The 16,246-nt window shown below is 51.0% G+C and carries 11 protein-coding genes, 2 tRNA genes and 3 rRNA genes; 13 read left to right on the top strand and 3 right to left on the bottom strand.

Annotated features, from left to right (window positions below; translation table 11 throughout):
* The first annotated feature begins 135 nt into the window (after nt 1-135).
* The 12 genes from JQU52_RS14095 (at nt 136) to JQU52_RS14040 (ending at nt 12,178) form a co-directional block, all read left to right on the top strand.
* Nucleotides 136-1,676: ribosomal RNA gene (locus JQU52_RS14095) — 16S ribosomal RNA — on the top strand.
* A gap of 81 nt (nt 1,677-1,757) precedes the next feature.
* Nucleotides 1,758-1,834, top strand: a tRNA-Ile gene (locus tag JQU52_RS14090).
* A 94-nt stretch (nt 1,835-1,928) separates the two neighbouring features.
* A tRNA-Ala gene (locus tag JQU52_RS14085) sits at nt 1,929-2,004 on the top strand.
* Between the two features lie 478 nt (nt 2,005-2,482).
* Nucleotides 2,483-5,793, top strand: a 23S ribosomal RNA gene (locus JQU52_RS14080).
* Nucleotides 5,794-6,024: 231 nt separating this feature from the next.
* Nucleotides 6,025-6,137: ribosomal RNA gene (gene rrf / locus JQU52_RS14075) — 5S ribosomal RNA — on the top strand.
* Together the 16S, 23S and 5S rRNA genes with 2 tRNA genes alongside form the textbook arrangement of a ribosomal RNA operon.
* A 276-nt stretch (nt 6,138-6,413) precedes the next feature.
* Nucleotides 6,414-7,829 carry a PhoH family protein gene (locus tag JQU52_RS14070; RefSeq protein WP_230339081.1) on the top strand — a complete coding sequence of 472 codons (1,416 nt, stop codon included), beginning with the start codon at nt 6,414-6,416 and terminating at the stop codon, nt 7,827-7,829.
* Between the two features lie 136 nt (nt 7,830-7,965).
* The gene (locus JQU52_RS14065) at nt 7,966-8,268 is read left to right on the top strand and encodes a ComEA family DNA-binding protein (protein WP_230339080.1); all 303 of its coding nucleotides are present in this window, start codon (nt 7,966-7,968) and stop codon (nt 8,266-8,268) included.
* Nucleotides 8,269-8,494: 226 nt separating this feature from the next.
* Nucleotides 8,495-9,778, top strand: a complete 1,284-nt coding sequence (eno, locus tag JQU52_RS14060; protein ID WP_230339079.1) for a phosphopyruvate hydratase — start codon at nt 8,495-8,497, stop codon at nt 9,776-9,778.
* 18 nt (nt 9,779-9,796) lie between these two features.
* The gene (gene ftsB, locus JQU52_RS14055; protein ID WP_230339078.1) at nt 9,797-10,078 is read left to right on the top strand and encodes a cell division protein FtsB; all 282 of its coding nucleotides are present in this window, start codon (nt 9,797-9,799) and stop codon (nt 10,076-10,078) included.
* 88 nt (nt 10,079-10,166) lie between these two features.
* Nucleotides 10,167-11,036 carry a DMT family transporter gene (locus JQU52_RS14050; RefSeq protein WP_230339077.1) on the top strand — a complete coding sequence of 290 codons (870 nt, stop codon included), beginning with the start codon at nt 10,167-10,169 and terminating at the stop codon, nt 11,034-11,036.
* A gap of 209 nt (nt 11,037-11,245) precedes the next feature.
* On the top strand, nt 11,246-11,611 hold the full coding sequence (locus JQU52_RS14045) for a SpoIIAA family protein (RefSeq protein ID WP_230339076.1): 366 nt from the start codon (nt 11,246-11,248) through the stop codon (nt 11,609-11,611).
* A 108-nt stretch (nt 11,612-11,719) separates the two neighbouring features.
* Entirely contained in the window at nt 11,720-12,178 is a 459-nt protein-coding gene (locus JQU52_RS14040; protein ID WP_230339075.1) for a hypothetical protein, read from the top strand.
* Between the two features lie 227 nt (nt 12,179-12,405).
* On the opposite strand, the gene JQU52_RS14035 is transcribed toward JQU52_RS14040, so the two are convergent.
* From JQU52_RS14035 to JQU52_RS14025, 3 genes are all read right to left on the bottom strand, one after another.
* Complete coding sequence (locus JQU52_RS14035) at nt 12,406-13,008, bottom strand: DDE-type integrase/transposase/recombinase (protein WP_230339074.1); 603 nt, start codon at nt 13,006-13,008, stop codon at nt 12,406-12,408.
* A gap of 541 nt (nt 13,009-13,549) precedes the next feature.
* On the bottom strand, nt 13,550-14,020 hold the full coding sequence (locus JQU52_RS14030) for a hypothetical protein (RefSeq protein WP_230339073.1): 471 nt from the start codon (nt 14,018-14,020) through the stop codon (nt 13,550-13,552).
* Between the two features lie 303 nt (nt 14,021-14,323).
* Nucleotides 14,324-15,169, bottom strand: a complete 846-nt coding sequence (locus JQU52_RS14025; RefSeq protein WP_230339072.1) for a class II glutamine amidotransferase — start codon at nt 15,167-15,169, stop codon at nt 14,324-14,326.
* 130 nt (nt 15,170-15,299) lie between these two features.
* On the opposite strand from JQU52_RS14025, the gene hslO reads away from it, so the two are divergent.
* Complete coding sequence (gene hslO / locus JQU52_RS14020; protein WP_230339071.1) at nt 15,300-16,211, top strand: Hsp33 family molecular chaperone HslO; 912 nt, start codon at nt 15,300-15,302, stop codon at nt 16,209-16,211.
* The last annotated feature ends 35 nt before the right edge of the window (nt 16,212-16,246 follow it).

The following is a 16,246-nucleotide window of genomic DNA, read 5'->3' as shown; positions in this document are numbered from 1 at the left end:
AAGAAGTAAAGACAAGACATGAATGTTTGCCGGTGGGTTTCTGCCGGTATACATCATTCTCTGTTTTTTCTTTGAGAAGCAGACCAGTATGGAGTTGGGTTTTTGCCTGGCTCTAACAGTATTAAAGCTAAGATTGAACATAAGAGTTTGATCCTGGCTCAGATTGAACGCTGGCGGCATGCTTTACACATGCAAGTCGAACGGCAGCGGGGAAGTGCTTGCACTTCTGCCGGCGAGTGGCGAACGGGTGAGTAATATATTGGAACGTACCGAGTAGCGGGGGATAACTGTCCGAAAGGATGGCTAATACCGCATACGCTCTGAGGAGGAAAGCTGGGGACCTTCGGGCCTGGCACTATTCGAGCGGCCAATATCTGATTAGCTAGTTGGTGGGGTAAGAGCCCACCAAGGCGACGATCAGTAGCGGGTCTGAGAGGATGATCCGCCACACTGGAACTGAGACACGGTCCAGACTCCTACGGGAGGCAGCAGTGGGGAATTTTGGACAATGGGGGCAACCCTGATCCAGCCATGCCGCGTGTATGAAGAAGGCCTTCGGGTTGTAAAGTACTTTTGTTGGGGAAGAAAAGCCTGGCGTTAATAGCGTTGGGTCATGACGGTACCCAAAGAATAAGCACCGGCTAACTACGTGCCAGCAGCCGCGGTAATACGTAGGGTGCAAGCGTTAATCGGAATTACTGGGCGTAAAGCGAGCGCAGACGGTTATTTAAGTCAGGTGTGAAATCCCCGAGCTCAACTTGGGAATGGCGCTTGAAACTGGGTAACTAGAGTGTGTCAGAGGGAGGTAGAATTCCACGTGTAGCAGTGAAATGCGTAGAGATGTGGAGGAATACCGATGGCGAAGGCAGCCTCCTGGGATAACACTGACGTTCATGCTCGAAAGCGTGGGTAGCAAACAGGATTAGATACCCTGGTAGTCCACGCCCTAAACGATGTCAATTAGCTGTTGGGGTACTTGATGCCTTAGTAGCGTAGCTAACGCGTGAAATTGACCGCCTGGGGAGTACGGTCGCAAGATTAAAACTCAAAGGAATTGACGGGGACCCGCACAAGCGGTGGATGATGTGGATTAATTCGATGCAACGCGAAGAACCTTACCTGGTCTTGACATGTACGGAAGGCTTTAGAGATAGAGCTGTGCCTTCGGGAACCGTAACACAGGTGCTGCATGGCTGTCGTCAGCTCGTGTCGTGAGATGTTGGGTTAAGTCCCGCAACGAGCGCAACCCTTGTCATTAGTTGCCATCATTCAGTTGGGCACTCTAATGAGACTGCCGGTGACAAACCGGAGGAAGGTGGGGATGACGTCAAGTCCTCATGGCCCTTATGACCAGGGCTTCACACGTCATACAATGGTCGGTACAGAGGGTAGCCAAGCCGCGAGGTGGAGCCAATCTCAGAAAGCCGATCGTAGTCCGGATTGCACTCTGCAACTCGAGTGCATGAAGTCGGAATCGCTAGTAATCGCAGGTCAGCATACTGCGGTGAATACGTTCCCGGGTCTTGTACACACCGCCCGTCACACCATGGGAGTGGGGGATACCAGAAGTAGGTAGGGTAACCGCAAGGAGCCCGCTTACCACGGTATGCTTCATGACTGGGGTGAAGTCGTAACAAGGTAGCCGTAGGGGAACCTGCGGCTGGATCACCTCCTTTCTAGAGAAAAGAAGAGGCGGGTCGTACTCACACTTATCGGTAAACTGAAATAGAGATGCGAAAGAAGTAAGAAGACCTCATGGGTTTGTAGCTCAGCTGGTTAGAGCACACGCTTGATAAGCGTGGGGTCGGAGGTTCAAGTCCTCCCAGACCCACCAATATCAGGGAGCAGTCTACAGGCATCAGGAATCAGATTGCGGCACAGCCGCACAAGAGACTGACGCCTGGCACCTGAATCCTGACACCCGGACAGGGGGCATAGCTCAGTTGGTAGAGCACCTGCTTTGCAAGCAGGGGGTCATCGGTTCGATCCCGTTTGCCTCCACCACTTCAGGAATCAGGAATCAGGAATCAGATGGCAGGAATCAGGAATCAGGGAAAGCAACAACAAGTCTACTTTACAAATTAAAGCATACTGAAAGCAGTGCATACTGAAAGCAGTATTAACTCAGTATTCTTTGATTTGCGAAGTAAAGCCGGCAAAGTCGGTAACAAGCAACGCATCGATCTTTAACAAATTGGAAAGCCGAAATCAACAAACAAAGACAATGTTGGTTTGGATGGAGATGCAGGTTCTTGCAAGAGCCCGTATTTCAGCAAGTTAAAGGCTGCCTGAAAGGGTGGTTGCTTAACTTGCACAGCCAAGCCACAACAATTTGGGTGATGATTGTATCGGACACATTCTGAACACAAAAGGCAGAATGTGTCACACAACAAAGCAGTAAGCTTTATCAAAGTAAGTACTTCTAGCCTAGCCCCTAGTCAACGGGAGCGAAGCCAAGTCAAAGAGGTTCTTGAAATGATAGAGTCAAGTGAATAAGTGCATCAGGTGGATGCCTTGGCGATGATAGGCGACGAAGGACGTGTAAGCCTGCGAAAAGCGCGGGGAGCTGGCAATAGAGCTGTGATCCCGCGATGTCCGAATGGGAAACCCACCGCATTTTGTGCGGTATCCATAACTGAATACATAGGTTATGAGAAGCGAACCCGGAGAACTGAACCATCTAAGTACCCGGAGGAAAAGAAATCAACCGAGATTCCGTAAGTAGTGGCGAGCGAACACGGAAGAGCCTGTATGTGATAGCTGTTGAGATAGAAGAACAACTTGGGAAAGTTGGCCGTAGTGGGTGAAAGCCCCGTATTCGAAATCTCATCAGTGGTACTAAGCATACGACAAGTAGGGCGGGACACGAGAAATCCTGTCTGAACATGGGGGACCATCCTCCAAGGCTAAATACTCATCATCGACCGATAGTGAACCAGTACCGTGAGGGAAAGGCGAAAAGAACCCCGGGAGGGAGTGAAATAGAACCTGAAACCTGATGCATACAAACAGTGGGAGCGGACAAGTTCCGTGACTGCGTACCTTTGTATAATGGGTCAACGACTTACATTCAGTAGCGAGCTTAACCGGATAGGGGAGGCGCAGGGAAACCGAGTCTTAATAGGGCGACTAGTTGCTGGGTGTAGACCCGAAACCGAGTGATCTATCCATGGCCAGGATGAAGGTGCCGTAACAGGTACTGGAGGTCCGAACCCACGCATGTTGCAAAATGCGGGGATGAGCTGTGGATAGGGGTGAAAGGCTAAACAAACTCGGAGATAGCTGGTTCTCCCCGAAAACTATTTAGGTAGTGCCTCGAGCAAGACACTGATGGGGGTAAAGCACTGTTATGGCTAGGGGTCATTGCGACTTACCAACCCATGGCAAACTAAGAATACCATCAAGTGATTCCTCGGGAGACAGACAGCGGGTGCTAACGTCCGTTGTCAAGAGGGAAACAACCCAGACCGCCAGCTAAGGTCCCAAATGATAGATTAAGTGGTAAACGAAGTGGGAAGGCCCAGACAGCCAGGATGTTGGCTTAGAAGCAGCCATCATTTAAAGAAAGCGTAATAGCTCACTGGTCGAGTCGTCCTGCGCGGAAGATGTAACGGGGCTCAAATCTATAACCGAAGCTGCGGATTCAGGAATCAGACTACAGGAATCAGGAATCAGGATGAAAGCACAGCGATTCGAAGATTTGCAGGTATTTCAAAAGCGTACCGTATCTCCTTAGAGATACACCGCAGCAGTTTGGAATTTCCACAAATCGAACAATACGCACTGGCCGATTAAATTAGACGCGCCAGCAAAAGCATCTGTTCAAATCTTGCTGAAGGCTATGGCAAAAGAAGCCAGTCGCCAGCAGAATTTAAAAGATACATCCTGATCGGTATCGGCTCAGCAGACGAAATGCGCGTCTGGCTGCGATACTGTCTTGATTTACAGTACATCAGCAACACGGAATGGCAATATTGGCGAGAAACATATGAAGAAATCGCCAAAATGCTGCAAGGACTCAGTAAAAGCCTGAATAAATAAAGGCAGTTACTGATACCCGATTCCTGTAGTCTGATTCCTGGATGGTAGGGGAGCGTTCTGTAGGCCGAAGAAGGTGACTTGAGAAGGTTGCTGGAGGTATCAGAAGTGCGAATGTTGACATGAGTAGCGATAAAGCGGGTGAAAAGCCCGCTCGCCGAAAGCCCAAGGTTTCCTACGCAACGTTCATCGGCGTAGGGTGAGTCGGCCCCTAAGGCGAGGCAGAAATGCGTAGTCGATGGGAAACGGGTTAATATTCCCGTACTTTGATTTAGTGCGATGTGGGGACGGAGAAGGTTATGTCAGCGGCCTGTTGGAATAGGTCGTTCAAGCCGGTAGGTGGAAAGTTTAGGCAAATCCGGACTTTCATAACACCGAGAAGTGATAACGAGCGTCTACGGACGTGAAGTGACAGATACCACGCTTCCAGGAAAAGCCACTAAGCTTCAGCTAAATCAGAACCGTACCGCAAACCGACACAGGTGGGCAGGATGAGAATTCTAAGGCGCTTGAGAGAACTCAGGAGAAGGAACTCGGCAAATTGATACCGTAACTTCGGGAGAAGGTATGCCCTTTGATGTGAAAGACTTGCTCTGTAAGCATCGGAGGGTCGCAGAGAATCGGTGGCTGCGACTGTTTATTAAAAACACAGCACTCTGCAAACACGAAAGTGGACGTATAGGGTGTGACGCCTGCCCGGTGCTGGAAGGTTAATTGAAGATGTGCAAGCATCGGATCGAAGCCCCAGTAAACGGCGGCCGTAACTATAACGGTCCTAAGGTAGCGAAATTCCTTGTCGGGTAAGTTCCGACCCGCACGAATGGCGTAACGATGGCCACACTGTCTCCTCCTGAGACTCAGCGAAGTTGAAATGGTTGTGAAGATGCAATCTACCCGCTGCTAGACGGAAAGACCCCGTGAACCTTTACTGTAGCTTTGCATTGGACTTTGAAGTCACTTGTGTAGGATAGGTGGGAGGCTTAGAAGCAGGAACGCTAGTTCTTGTGGAGCCGTCCTTGAAATACCACCCTGGTGACTTTGAGGTTCTAACCCAGACCCGTAATCCGGGTCGGGGACCGTGCATGGTAGGCAGTTTGACTGGGGCGGTCTCCTCCCAAAGAGTAACGGAGGAGTTCGAAGGTTACCTAGGTCCGGTCGGAAATCGGGCTGATAGTGCAATGGCAAAAGGTAGCTTAACTGCGAGACCGACAAGTCGAGCAGGTGCGAAAGCAGGACATAGTGATCCGGTGGTTCTGAATGGAAGGGCCATCGCTCAACGGATAAAAGGTACTCCGGGGATAACAGGCTGATTCCGCCCAAGAGTTCATATCGACGGCGGAGTTTGGCACCTCGATGTCGGCTCATCACATCCTGGGGCTGTAGTCGGTCCCAAGGGTATGGCTGTTCGCCATTTAAAGTGGTACGTGAGCTGGGTTTAAAACGTCGTGAGACAGTTTGGTCCCTATCTGCAGTGGGCGTTGGAAGTTTGACGGGGGCTGCTCCTAGTACGAGAGGACCGGAGTGGACGAACCTCTGGTGTACCGGTTGTCACGCCAGTGGCATCGCCGGGTAGCTAAGTTCGGAAGAGATAAGCGCTGAAAGCATCTAAGCGCGAAACTCGCCTGAAGATGAGACTTCCCTTGCGGCTTGACCGCACTAAAGAGACGTTCGAGACCAGGACGTTGATAGGTCGGGTGTGGAAGTGCAGCAATGCATGAAGCTAACCGATACTAATTGCTCGTGAGGCTTGACTCTATCATTTGAAGGACTTCGTGGTTCAGGGTTCAGACAACAGGCATCGGGAATCAGGAAAACTGATAACCGGGCTAATCTGAGCAGACATGAACGACAGAAGAAAATGAATAAAGCTTACTGAAGTCATGCGTTACACAGAAAGTGTGAGCATGCGATACACAGCATCACCCAACAAACACAGTTGATTTAGCCTGACAAACAGGCAACGGCTTACCGATTTGACAGTTTAAGTTTGGCGGCCACAGCGAGTTGGTCCCACGCCTTCCCATCCCGAACAGGACCGTGAAACGACTCAGCGCCGATGATAGTATGGATACCCATGTGAAAGTAGGTCACCGCCAAACACCCTATATAAAGCCCCTGCTCAGTAATGAGCAGGGGCTTATTCTTTAGGCAATGTGCAAAAATACTCGCGTGGCTATGATTTCAGGCAGTATCTAACGCTGCCTGAAAAATAATATTAATATTAAATTCATCACATTAGCGTTAAAACCTTGTTTTTATACTATGGCTCGTGTCATATTGTCTTGGCGTTTGGTCATATGAGTGTCAAAAATGTTTGTCACACTCTGCTTATTCCTTTAACTGGCCGTTGAGTGGCGGCCAAACCCGGAGAAGATATGGCACCGAATCTTGCTAACGATGATGGTCGCAAACTGTTTGTGCTGGACACCAATGTGTTGTTGCACGACCCGACCAGTTTGTTCCGCTTTAAAGAGCATGATGTGTATATCCCCATCATTACCCTAGAGGAGATGGATGCACATAAAAAAGGCTTAACCGAAGTGGCGCGCAATGCACGCCAAGCCAGCCGTTATCTGGATGAACTGTTGAATGCCACCGGAGAAGGCTGCCTGAAAGCCGGGATTGCCTTGGATGCCACGGGGCGTGCAGATGCGCAAGGCAAGCTGTTTTTGCAAACCGAAGTGGCAGGCAGCCATTTGCCGGAAAGCCTGCCGGGCGAAAAAGCCGACAATCAAATTTTGGCCATTGTGATGGCCTTATCCAATCAAATCAGCGATTACCATCGGGTGGCACTGGTTTCCAAAGACATCAATATCCGCATCAAAGCGCGTGCACTGGGGCTCTATGCGGAAGACTACACCACCGATAAGGTGCTGGAAGATTCCGATGTGTTATACAGCGGCCATTGCCGCATCGACAACCAATTTTGGCTGCGCAATGGCCGTGATTTGGATTCGTGGCAAGAGGCGGGTAGTGTGTTTTACCGCATTCACAGCGAAGATGTGCGTGCGTGGACAGTGAATTCATTGCTGTATGACGATAGTACCGATGATCCTTTTTATGCGCGGGTGGTGTCGATTGATGGTGATGAGGCCGTGCTGCAAACCATTAAAGACTATGGCCACAGCAAAAACAACGTGTGGGGGATTACCGCACGCAATTGGGGCCAAAATCAGGCGTTTAATTTGTTGATGGATCCCAATATTGATTTGGTTACCCTGTTGGGGCAGGCTGGTACCGGCAAAACCCTATTAACGCTGGCAGCTGCCTTGGCGCAAACGTTTGACGACAAGCGCTACAATGAAATCATCATGACACGGATTACCATTCCGGTGGGTGACGACATCGGCTTTTTGCCGGGTACAGAAGAGGAAAAAATGAATCCGTGGATGGGGGCATTGGAAGACAATTTGGAGGTGCTTACCGGGCAGGGCAGCGACAGTACCGAATGGGCACGTAAGGCCACACAGGAGTTGGTGCGCAGCAAAATCAAAATCAAATCGTTGAATTTTATGCGCGGGCGTACATTCCAGAATAAATTTCTGATTATCGATGAAGCGCAGAACTTAACGCCCAAACAAATGAAAACACTGATTACCCGCGCGGGTAATGGCACTAAGGTGGTGTGTTTGGGCAATTTGGCGCAAATTGACTCTCCCTATTTAACCGAAGGCAGCAGCGGCCTGACTTATGCGGTGGATCGCTTTCAAGGCTGGCCGCATTTCGGCCATATTACCTTGTTACAAGGCGAGCGCTCGCGTTTGGCGGATTATGCGATTGAGATTTTATAATTTGATTTCATTTATTTATCCAGCATGGACTTAAATTATGTCAATAAAGGCTTGAATTTATAAAGTGATTGTTCTATTCTGTAAGGACATGCCAAATGGCATGTCCTTGAAACCATTTTTTAGCAAAGGAATAGAGATGAAGAAGTTTTTATTTCTGGTGATTTCATTGTTTAGCTTGTCATGGGCGCTGGCTGCGGTGAACATCAATACCGCCAGTGTGCAGGAACTGCAAACCTTGCCCAATATCGGCCCGGCCAAGGCGCAGGCGATTGTGGAATACCGCACCCAACATGGCGGCTTTAAATCGATTGAAGAGATTCAAAAAGTGAAAGGCATTGGGGCAGCCACATTTGAAAAAATGAAAGCCGATATCAGTGTTGGCGGTGGCGCCAAGCCTGCAGCAGCCAAACCGGCAGCGGCCAAACCGGCAACAAAATAGCCTCATCGCAAGCTTGTATCACACCGAAACGGCCAATTGGCCGTTTTTTGATGTGCTAAAACACTCGTTTCAGGCAGCCTGAAACGGTATAATCCCGCTGTTATGATTCAAAGCGATGTTGATTGAATGTTTGTGCTTGTATCTAGCCGACATTGGCTGCCAACATCTAAACGAAATACAAGCCACATTGGCGGTAAGCTTGCGCCAGTGTTTCAAGGAGATTTGCATGAGTGCCATTATTGATGTTTTTGCGCGTGAAATTTTGGATTCGCGCGGTAACCCCACCGTGGAGTGTGATGTGCTGTTGGAATCCGGCGTGATGGGTCGCGCTGCGGTGCCGTCTGGCGCGTCTACCGGTGAAAAAGAAGCGCTGGAATTGCGCGATGGCGATACCGGCCGCTATTTGGGTAAGGGCGTGTTGCAGGCGGTGGAAAACGTGAATAATGAGCTGGCGCAGGCGCTGATTGGTATTGACGCCAGCGAGCAAAGCTATATCGATCAAGTGATGATTGAGCTGGACGGCACCGATAACAAAGGCCGTTTGGGTGCCAATGCCATGTTGGCAGTGTCTATGGCGGTGGCGCGCGCGGCGGCGGAAGATGCCGGGCTGCCTTTGTACCGCTATTTGGGTGGCGCCGGGCCGATGGCCATGCCGGTGCCGATGATGAATGTGATTAACGGCGGCGCACATGCCAACAACAGCTTGGATATCCAAGAGTTTATGATTATGCCGGTGGGCGCCGCTTCGTTTCGCGAAGCCTTGCGCTGCGGTGCCGAAATTTTCCATCATCTGAAAAAACTGTGTGACAGCAAAGGCTATTCCACCACGGTGGGCGACGAAGGCGGATTTGCCCCCAATCTGGCCAGCCATGAAGACGCCATCAAATTGATTTTGGAAGCCGTGGCCGCTGCCGGATACACCGCAGGCAATGATGTGGTGTTGGCATTGGATTGCGCCGCCAGTGAATTTTACCGTGATGGCCGCTACCATCTGGCCGCCGAAGGCTTGGCCTTAAGCAGTGCCGAATTTGTGGATTATTTGGCCAAATTGGCGGATGAATACCCGATTGTGTCGATTGAAGACGGCATGAGCGAGCACGATTGGGACGGCTGGCGTTTGCTCACCGAGCGTTTGGGCAAAACCGTGCAACTGGTGGGCGACGATTTGTTTGTCACCAATCCGGCCATTTTGGCTGAGGGCATTGAACAAGGCTTGGCCAATGCGCTGCTGGTAAAAGTAAACCAAATTGGCACACTGAGCGAAACGCTGAAAGCGGTGGATTTGGCCAAACGCAATCGCTATACCAGCGTGATGAGCCATCGCTCGGGCGAAACCGAAGATAGCACCATTGCCGATTTGGCAGTAGCCACCAATTGTATGCAGATCAAAACCGGCTCGTTGTCGCGCTCCGACCGCATGGCCAAATACAACCAATTGCTGCGCATCGAAGAAGAGTTGGGCGAGGCAGCGTATTATCCGGGCAAAAAAGCCTTTTACCAATTGGGCTAAGCGATAAAAGGGCAAGCCATGAAGTGGGTAACTTGGGTGTTGGTATTGGCGCTGGGCTGGTTTCAGTACAGCCTGTGGCTGTCGAAAGGCGGCTGGCGCGACATGTGGCAGCTGGAGCAGCAGGTGGCACAGCAGCAAGAAACCAATCACGGCTTGCAAATGCGCAACCATGCACTGGCCGCCGAAGTGGCCGATTTGGCCAGCGGTGAAGCGGCGATTGCCGAAATTGCGCGGGTGGATTTGGGCTATGTGCAAAACGGTGAGATTTATTACCGTTTTATCGACCTTAATACGCATTAAGCCAAGCCGCTTCAAACCGCTTTCAGGCAGCCTGAAAGCGGTTTTGTTTTGAGCGCATAGGACTATGGATATGATTGGTATAAAGGGAATGCAGGCAAACACAACAAGCCGCACCGATAAATTAGGCTCGGGCTGGATGGTGATGGCGGCGCTATTTTTTGCGCTCATGGGCGGCTTGGTAAAAAAAGCCGGCCAAGATTTCGACTTCGGTTTTTATGAATTGGTGTTTTGGCGCACAGTATTTGCGGTGGTGCTATTGGGTGCGCTGGCATGGATGCGCCGCGAGCGTTTTGCTACCCCGCATTGGGGTGCGCATTTAAGCCGGGGCGTGGCGGGTACTTTGGGCGTGTTGCTGTTTTTTTACGGCATTACCCATCTGCCGCTGGCCACTGCGGTTACGCTCAACTACACCTCGGCGCTGTTTTTGGCCTTATTGTCGTGGCTGTTTTTAAAAGAAAAAATTGCCCCGACCATGTGGTTGGCCTTGTTGTTGGGTTTTGCCGGTATTGTGGTGTTGCTGCGCCCCACCTTTGCTGCCGGGCAGGAATGGGCCGGGCTGATTGGCTTAGCGGCGGGCTTGTGCGCAGGCTGGGCTTATTTGCAGGTACGCGAATTGGCACAGCTGGGTGAGCCGGGTTGGCGGGTGGTGTTTTATTTTTCGGTGGTGGCCACTTTGATTAGTGCGGTGTTGGCCACTTGGGACGGCTGGCAGCCATTGAGCTGGCAAAGCGCACCGTATGTGCTGGGCATCGGCGCCACCGCCACCATTGCCCAGCTGTGTCTCACGCGGGCTTACAAAGTGGGGCGCAAGCTGGTGGTGGCGGCCTTATCGTATTTAACCGTGGTGTTTTCCACCTTGGTGGGCGTTTGGTGGCTGGGCGATGCAATTCACTGGCAAGAAGTGGTAGGCATGGGTATTATTATAGCCAGCGGTATTTGGGGTGCAGCTCGGCGCTAAAGAGCGGCCACCACCACATCTAATACAAATAATATAGCAAAGAAAATAAATAAATCATACAAGGCGGCGAGCCAAAGACAGTACAAGTAGTACGGAACAGAGTTTGTTGGTGCTTTAGCACCTTACAAAATCGTTCTCTTCGAGCTAAGGTGAGCCAACGCCGTAGGATTATTTCGTTTCTTTGCTATACAAACGGAGGAGGGCAAATCATGATTTCCATTCGCGAACAACATTACGGCTTGAATGTGGCGCTTTACAACGAATTTACCCTAGAAGACTTCCGCCTGTTTGAAGAAGCGCTGATGAACATCAGCGGCAAAGTGCATCGGCCGGATATTTTGCTGGATTTGTCGATGCTGAAGGATTTCACCGTAGACATGGCGATGGAGCAGCTGCGTTTTGTGCGCAACCACGAAGACGATTTCGGCCGCATTGCCATTGTGGTGGACGATATTTGGATTAAACTGGGTGCACATATTTCCAACTTGCTCACCCAGCAGCATCCGAAATACTTTGACGATGGCGCCTCGGCACAGGCTTGGCTGCTGGAAAACGCCAGCGAACCGGCTGGCTAAAGCCGTGTCAATAAGCTGGGTAATCAAGAGCGGGCAAAATATGCCCGCTTAAATTGTTGGCAAATTGCGGCCAAAATGGCTTTCAGGCAGCCTTTAAGGTGGAAAATCATGAATCATCGCCGCGCTACATTCTATTGCTTGCTGTGGCTAGGCAGCACCGTTGTGGCGGCTCAAGAAATGCCAGCGGCTTTTCAGGGCAAATGGGTGAGCAATTGGGATGGCCAGCCGACACGACAAGTGGTGCGGGAATATTGCCGCATGCACGACAACGATGCCGCCGCCATGTTGACCATTGGCAAACACGGCATGGAATACGATTATTGGGAAGCGGGCGAAACCGTGGATCACGTGCAATACAGCCGCCGTACCGATGACACGGTAACGGGCACTGCGCGTTATACCCAAAGCGGGTTTGAAGTGGACGACAAAGGCGATTTGCTCGGCATGGAAGTGATTTTCCGCCGCAAAATTGAATTAAAACGGCAGCACGATACCCTAACCGAATTATTTTTGGACAACACGGTTACACCACCTGTATGGCGCTGGCGGCTTTGGTATCGGTGTTGATGGTGGGCAACGCAAGCCTTATACCAATTCTACAAAATAACCTAACTGCGTTGGCTCGCCTTAGCTCGAAGAGAACGATTTTGTAAGGTGCTAAAGCACCAACAAACTCTGTTCCGTACTACTTGTAACGTCTTCGGCTCAGCTCAAAGAGAACGATTTACTAGGGTGCTAAAGCACCGAGTAAATCAGTTCCGCCTTGTTATCTTATTTTGTAGAATTGGTATTATCTAGGTGTTAAGACCCATAATCTTCTGGAATGGATTTTCACGAAACAATTCAGGCTCTAGATTATAGCAATCTTCCAAAGCCTGCCAAGGCGTTTTGTACTTCAACGACCGTAAGGGGCGTTGATGGTTGTAATACAGCAAAAATACCATCAAGTGCCGTTTAAGTTCGTCAGGATGCTCATAGTGGAAGCGTTTGACCGTTACCTCTTTCAGCATCTTGTTGGTAATCTCCACCTGCCCGTTCGTCCATGGATGACGGAATTTCGTGGTACGGTGCTCAATGCCCAAATGCCGGCAAAGCTCGTCAAACGGATGCTCCTTATCAGGCCGTTGTGCTTGGCTCAGCAAGTTGTAGGTAAACTGCGCACCGTTGTCCGTTAGGATATGGGTGATTTTAAACACACAATCTTGTTGTAGGTTGCGCAGAAAAGAAACGGCGGTTTTCTGCGTCATACGCGGATGAAGTTCTGCATAAACATATTTGGTTTTGCGGTCGATGGCGACAAACAGGTACAGCTTGCCGGTTTCACAACGCACCTCGGTGATGTCGATATGGACAAAGCCAACCGGATATTGTTTGAATGTTTTTACCTTTTTGGCCATCGGATTCATTCTTGGGTAAGCGCGACAATCCGTGATGTTGCAAGCACCGGTGCAGATTGGAGCGGCTCAGCTTTGGAATATTGGGCTTGAAGATGATATACAGCTCGTCCAATGACAGCCGCAGATGTCGCCGGACGGTACAGATTGCCTGCTGCTCCGATTCGGTCAACACGCTGGGGCGGGTTTTGGGGCCGGACTTTTTATCTTCGACCGAATCTGCGTGTTTCCAGTAGAGAACGGTTTTGAAATTAATATTGTATTTTTAGCTAACGCTGCGATGCTCTCTTCAGACTCTTGTATTTCTTTTCTGATTCTAGGCGTAGTCTTGGCGTTACCATGCAATATGCTTGCCATAAGTCGGTCTCTTTTAATTGGGGTAATGATACTCCATAAAATTCAGGGACTAAACATCTAGGCTGCCTGAAACGCGGGCAAAAAAAAGTCGCCCCCATAAGGGGGCGCAAAAGGAACACAAACCACTACCAAAAATCGTTTAAGGGCTACTCCTTACTTACTGTGTGAAATTTTCTGCGCCGCTGCTTCAGGCAGCGGCCTGCCAATTCAAAATGCTGTTTAAGTCTGCATTATTCAACAGCACATCTTCCTGATTTTCCCAGCTAAAACGGCCATGCTGTGGCACCAGTTGCAATAAACAGCGGTTTTCCCACCGTGCTACCTGCGCGTATTGCTGGTGCAGATGGCGCTGCAATAAAGACCACATTTGCGCATAAAGCGGCTCATGTTCTGCCACGGCGTGGGTGGTGCCTACCCAGCTTAAATGGGTGCCGTCTTCATGGCTGAGCAGCAAAATGGCGTTGCTGTTTTCGGCGGTGCTTTCGGCCAGCGCGGTGTAATCGGCCACCCAAACAAAGTAGCTTTGCAAGGTGTGCAAGCACTGCACATGATGCACATCGGCTTGTTGCTGCTGGTCGTGCGTGGCCAACAGTGCGCTGCCGTGCCGGTGTAGGGCGGTAATGTGGTGGGCTATCTGGGTAATCAGAGAGGCTGGCATTTCCCGCTCCTGGCTGTGCCGTGTTGTTAGCGTGAGTGCATGGTAAGCCAAAGTGATGAAAATTACAAATGATAATTATTATTATTTACTATAATATAGTTATCATTATGATTTTAAATGAAATAAAATTTATTTGATGTTAGTAGTGATAGGATTTTTGGGGTGAATGGCACACCCTGCAAGCTAAATCCTTTTAAACCGGGCCTTGCCGGGTTGTTTAAAGGCTGCCTGAAACTTTATTTTTTAAATGAGCTTTTCAGGCAGCCTTACATCAAGCGTCACATTGTTTGGATTAAAGCAAAATCAATATTCGGCCACACCGGCGGCGCGGGCGATGGCTAGGCCTTCTTCGGCGCTGAGGTAGCAAGGCGGCTGCGGGCAGTGGCGGTGGATGATTTGGCCTTCATGAAACAGCACCAGCTCATCCACGGCCAATTGTTGCCAGGTTTCATTGCGGGTGAGTGGCAGGGTGGCAATCACCGCCACGCGGTCGTTGGGGGTGGTGACGGCATTGAAATCCACTGCCACATCCTGATCCAGCAAATGCGCTTCGCCAAACGGGGCTTGGCGCACAATGTAGTACAACAGGGTACTGGCGTGGGCGAGCAGCCATTCGCCGTTGGAGAGCATAAAATTAAACAGGCCGTGGCTGCGGATGTGGGCGGTAAGCTCGGCCATGGCGGCAAACAGCTCATGCCGTGGCGGTTTGGCCGGATAGCGCTGGCGCAGCGATTCCAGCAAAAAGCAAAAGGCGCGTTCGGAATCGGTGTTGCCCACCGGGGTGTAGTATTGGCCGGGCGGGGGTTGGAAGTCACCCAAATGGCCGTTGTGGGCAAACAGCCAATATTCGCCCCACAATTCGCGCACAAAAGGGTGGGTGTTCACCAGCGAAGTGCGCCCTTGGGTTGCCTTGCGGATGTGGGCAATCACGTTTTCCGATTTAATCTGATAATGTTTGATTAAGTCGGCCACCGGCGAGTTGGCACTGGGTTTGTCGTCGTGAAACAGGCGCAGGCCGCGGCCTTCGAAAAAGCCGATGCCAAAGCCGTCGGCATGGTGGTCGGTAAGCCCGCCACGGCGGCGGAAGCCTTCAAATGAAAACACAATATCGGTGGGGGTGTTGCAATTCATGCCCAACAGTTGGCACATGGGGAATTCCTTGTTGTAGCCGCTACAGTAAACGGTATTGTACCGCCATGGCAGAATTTGTGTGCGGACTTGATTTTAAGATGGCTGCGTCCATATTCAGACACAATAGAAACCTCATAACGAGAATAAGATGACTTCTGTACAAACGCTGCCCGGCAACCAACTCACCCGCTTGGTGTTCGATGATATGCCCGTGCGCGGCCTGCATGTGTCGCTGGCCGGGGTGTGGCAACACATTGTGGGCAATAAAGATTATCCCACCGCCATCCGCCATGCTTTGGGCGAGCTGACCGCCGCCGCCGTGCTGCTGGCCAGCAACCTTAAATTTGACGGCAGCCTGATTTTGCAAGTGCAAGGCAAGGGCGTGCTGAAAATGCTGGTGGCCGAAGCCACTTCGGCGCATACCTGCCGTGCCACCGCCCGTTGGGACGAGCAGGCGGTGATTGACGAACACACCGGCTTGCGCGATTTACTGGGCGAAGGCGGCATGTTTGTGATGACCTTGCAGCCGCAAAACGGCGAGCCGTGGCAAGGTGTGGTGGCGCTGGAAGGCGACACCATTGCGCAAATGTTGATGGATTATATGGCGCGCTCCGAGCAGCTCGACACCCATATCAGCTTGGCCGCCAACGAACACAGCGCCGGTGGTTTATTGCTGCAAAGGCTGCCTGAACAGGAAATTGCCGCTAATGCTTGGGCCGATGTGGCCACCTTGGCGCAAACCGTTACCGCCGCCGAGCTCACGGACTTGAGCGCGCACACCGTGCTCTACCGTTTGTTTCACCAAACCCCGCCACGGGTATTTGAGCCGCAAACCATCGAATTTGCCTGCACCTGCTCGCGCGGCAAGGTGAGCGATATGTTGCTGCTGCTGGGCGGGCAGGAAGTGGGCGAAGCGGTGGCCGAGCAAGGCAGCATCGACATCAGCTGCGACTTTTGCCATGCCCATTACGTGTTTGACGAAACCGATGTAAATACCTTGTTTGGCATGGATGTGGTGCGTGCGGCCAAGGATGAGGCGCAAAAACAATTGAGCCATTGAAGTGGCAGCAAGGCTGCCTGAACATTCAAAACCGC

Source organism: Paralysiella testudinis (assembly GCF_016894345.1).
In the GTDB taxonomy this organism is placed as follows: Bacteria; Pseudomonadota; Gammaproteobacteria; order Burkholderiales; family Neisseriaceae; genus Paralysiella; species Paralysiella testudinis.
This window is presented reverse-complemented; position numbering and strand designations above follow the sequence as displayed.

Excerpts from the sequence above, each read along its gene's own strand:
- JQU52_RS14065 (WP_230339080.1), top strand. The coding sequence starts at position 7,966 with ATGAAGAAGTTTTTATTTCTGGTGATTTCATTGTTTAGCTTGTCATGG.
- JQU52_RS14035 (WP_230339074.1), bottom strand. The coding sequence starts at position 13,008 with ATGGCCAAAAAGGTAAAAACATTCAAACAATATCCGGTTGGCTTTGTC.
- hslO (WP_230339071.1), top strand. The coding sequence starts at position 15,300 with ATGACTTCTGTACAAACGCTGCCCGGCAACCAACTCACCCGCTTGGTG.
- JQU52_RS14040 (WP_230339075.1), top strand. The coding sequence starts at position 11,720 with ATGAATCATCGCCGCGCTACATTCTATTGCTTGCTGTGGCTAGGCAGC.
- JQU52_RS14030 (WP_230339073.1), bottom strand. The coding sequence starts at position 14,020 with ATGCCAGCCTCTCTGATTACCCAGATAGCCCACCACATTACCGCCCTA.
- JQU52_RS14070 (WP_230339081.1), top strand. The coding sequence starts at position 6,414 with ATGGCACCGAATCTTGCTAACGATGATGGTCGCAAACTGTTTGTGCTG.
- JQU52_RS14050 (WP_230339077.1), top strand. The coding sequence starts at position 10,167 with ATGCAGGCAAACACAACAAGCCGCACCGATAAATTAGGCTCGGGCTGG.
- eno (WP_230339079.1), top strand. The coding sequence starts at position 8,495 with ATGAGTGCCATTATTGATGTTTTTGCGCGTGAAATTTTGGATTCGCGC.
- JQU52_RS14025 (WP_230339072.1), bottom strand. The coding sequence starts at position 15,169 with ATGTGCCAACTGTTGGGCATGAATTGCAACACCCCCACCGATATTGTG.
- ftsB (WP_230339078.1), top strand. The coding sequence starts at position 9,797 with ATGAAGTGGGTAACTTGGGTGTTGGTATTGGCGCTGGGCTGGTTTCAG.
- JQU52_RS14045 (WP_230339076.1), top strand. The coding sequence starts at position 11,246 with ATGATTTCCATTCGCGAACAACATTACGGCTTGAATGTGGCGCTTTAC.